Genomic DNA, 3,096 nt, shown 5'->3' on the forward strand with positions numbered 1-3,096 from the left:
TCACCCAATGGCGCACCGTTGTTATCAACAATCACAGGGTTATCGTTCGCAGGATTAACCGTGATATTCACGGTGATAGTATCGGTACCACCTTTGCCATCACTGACGATAACATCAAATTTGTCATTACCGTGGAAATCGGGATTCGGGTCGTATGTCCAGTTGCCGTTGGCATCTACCGTCACGGTGCCATTTTTGGGATCACTTGATTGAGTAAATGTCAGTGCATCGCCATCAATATCGGTAGCAGTGAGTGTGCCACCCACTTTGACTTCTTCATCGGTGGTAACCGCAATGCTTTCACCCAATGGTTGATTGTTCGCATCAACCAATACTGGCGCATCATTAATTGGGTTAACCGTGATATTCACGGTGATAGTATCGGTACCACCTTTGCCATCACTCACGGTGACGGTAAAGCTGTCATCACCATTAAAGTTCGTGTTCGGATCGTATGTCCAGTTGCCATTGGCATCTACCGTCACGGTGCCATTAGCAGGATCGGTTGATTGAGTAAACGTCAACGTATCGCCATCGGCATCAGTGGCTGATAACTTGCCACCCACTTTGACTTCTTCATCTGTGGTAACCGCAATGCTTTCACCCAATGGCGCACCGTTGTTATCAACAATCACAGGGTTATCGTTCGCAGGATTAACCGTGATATTCACGGTGATGGTATCGGTACCACCTTTGCCATCACTCACAGTGACGGTAAAGCTGTCATCACCATTAAAGTTCGTGTTCGGATCGTATGTCCAGTTGCCATTGGCATCTACTGTTACGGTGCCATTTTTTGGATCACTCGATTGAGTAAATGTCAGTTCATCGCCATCGGCATCAGTGGCTGATAACTTGCCACCCACTTTGACTTCTTCATCGGTGGTAACCGCAATGCTTTCACCCAATGGTTGATTGTTCGCATCAACCAATACTGGCGCATCATTAATAGGATTAACCGTGATATTCACGCTGATGGTATCGGTACCACCTTTGCCATCACTCACGGTGACGGTAAAGCTGTCATCACCATTAAAGTTCGTGTTCGGGGTGTATGTCCAGTTGCCATTGGCATCTACTGTTACGGTGCCATTTTTTGGATCACTTGATTGAGTAAACGTCAACGTATCGCCATCGGCATCAATGGCTGATAACTTGCCACCAACTGTGACTTCTTCATCTGTGGTCACAGTAATGCTGTCACCCAGCGGCGTCTTATTCTCGCTGTTATCAACAATCACAGGGTTATCGTTCGCAGGATTCACCGTGATATTCACGGTGATGGTATCGGTACCACCTTTGCCATCACTGACGATAACATCAAATTTGTCATTACCGTGGAAATCGGGATTCGGATCGTATGTCCAGTTACCATTGGCATCTACTGTTACGGTGCCATTTTTTGGATCACTTGATTGAGTAAACGTCAACGTATCGCCATCGGCATCAATGGCTGATAACTTGCCACCCACTGTGACTTCTTCATCTGTGGTCACAGTAATGCTGTCACCCAGCGGCGTCTTATTCTCGCTGTTATCAACAATCACAGGGTTATCGTTCACAGGGTTCACCGTGATATTGACAGTGATGGTATCTGTACCCCCCTTGCCATCACTGACGATAACATCAAATTTGTCATTACCGTGGAAATCGGGATTCGGGTCGTATGTCCAGTTACCATTGGCATCGACGGTGACTTTGCCATATTTTGGTTCACTCGATTGAGTGAACGTCAGACTATCATCGTCTGCATCAGTGGCTGATAACTTGCCACCCACTGTGACTTCTTCATCTGTGGTCACAGTAATGCTTTCACCCAATGGCGCACCGTTGTTATCAACAATTACAGGATCAACATTTGCAGGCTTGACCGTGATATTGACAGTGATGGTATCGGTACCACCCTTGCCGTCATTCACTATCACATCGAAGCTATCTTCACCATTGAAGTCTGTATTAGGTGTGTATTCCCAAGACCCATCCTTGTTCACATTGACTAAGCCATTACTTGGTAGAGAATCATCTGCAAGTGCAAAGTTAAGCTCATCACCATCGGCATCTGTTGCCATTAGCTGACCACTAACAGGTATATCTTCTTCGGTCTCTGCTGTGATATTTCCACCAGCAGGACTGTTGTTATCATCTATAAATTCAGGCGCATCATTGACAGGTTTTACTGTTATCGCCACGGTTGCTGTGGCACTTGCACCATCATCGTCAGTAATGGTGTAGTCAAAACTCACATCGCCGTTAAAATTTGTGTCTGGTACAAAAACGATATTACCTACTGCTGATATTTCAATTTGCCCATTATCAATAGAAATTATTTGCTCTTTCCCTGTGAGCTCAATACTTGCAATGGCTGTGATTTTAAAACTACCATCAGCATCATTATCATTTTTAGTAAGATCGAGTGTGATACGTCCATCTTCATCAACTTTCACTTGATCGTTAACGGCATTAGGCAATTTATTGACTTTACTGTCATTTTTGTCTTTAGGAGATTGAGGGGCGGAAGGAGAAGATAATGAATAATTTGTCGTTTTTTCGAATGATGCAACGGCTGGGCGTTGATTAAGCTCAGTTGTATCATATCCAGCTTGAGCGATAACTTCTTTTGCATTTCGCTCTACGCTTGTAAAACCAAAACCACCACTATTGCCACTAATTGAGATACCAGCAGCCGATGCTTCTGCAACTTGTGTAGGATCTTCACCAGATGCAATCAACGCTTGTAAGCTCGCTATTTCCGCGTCTGCTTGATCATCTGCTGGTTCTAATTCTAAGCTAGGTAGCTGAGCAATCGTGCCATCCAAATGTTCAATCGATAATATTGCATTGTCACTAAATATTAAGACATCCCCAACAGAGAGCATTTGCAACTCTGTAACTGGTATGTTCCCCGTATCTTTATGTAATTCAACATGACCAGAAATTGACAGTATTTTACTTACATTAGTGACAACAATAGATTTCATTGAAGAAACAGTCCCTGTTTAGTTCAAAAAACAAAAAAATGTGATTTCTATAGCCTTTAAATCTCTTTATCAAAACAAATCTAGAACCTAAAATTCACACAAAATTAACAATGGTTAT

Annotated in this window: 1 protein-coding gene; it reads right to left on the reverse strand. The window is 43.6% G+C overall.

Annotated elements, in window-relative coordinates; translation table 11 throughout:
* Positions 1–2,978 (reverse strand): Ig-like domain-containing protein (locus E5A76_RS11150; protein WP_161118977.1); only part of this gene is annotated, 2,978 nt, incomplete at its 3' end.
* Positions 2,979–3,096 lie beyond the last annotated feature (118 nt).

Source organism: Photobacterium lucens, assembly GCF_009873615.1.
Lineage (GTDB): Bacteria > Pseudomonadota > Gammaproteobacteria > Enterobacterales > Vibrionaceae > Photobacterium > Photobacterium lucens.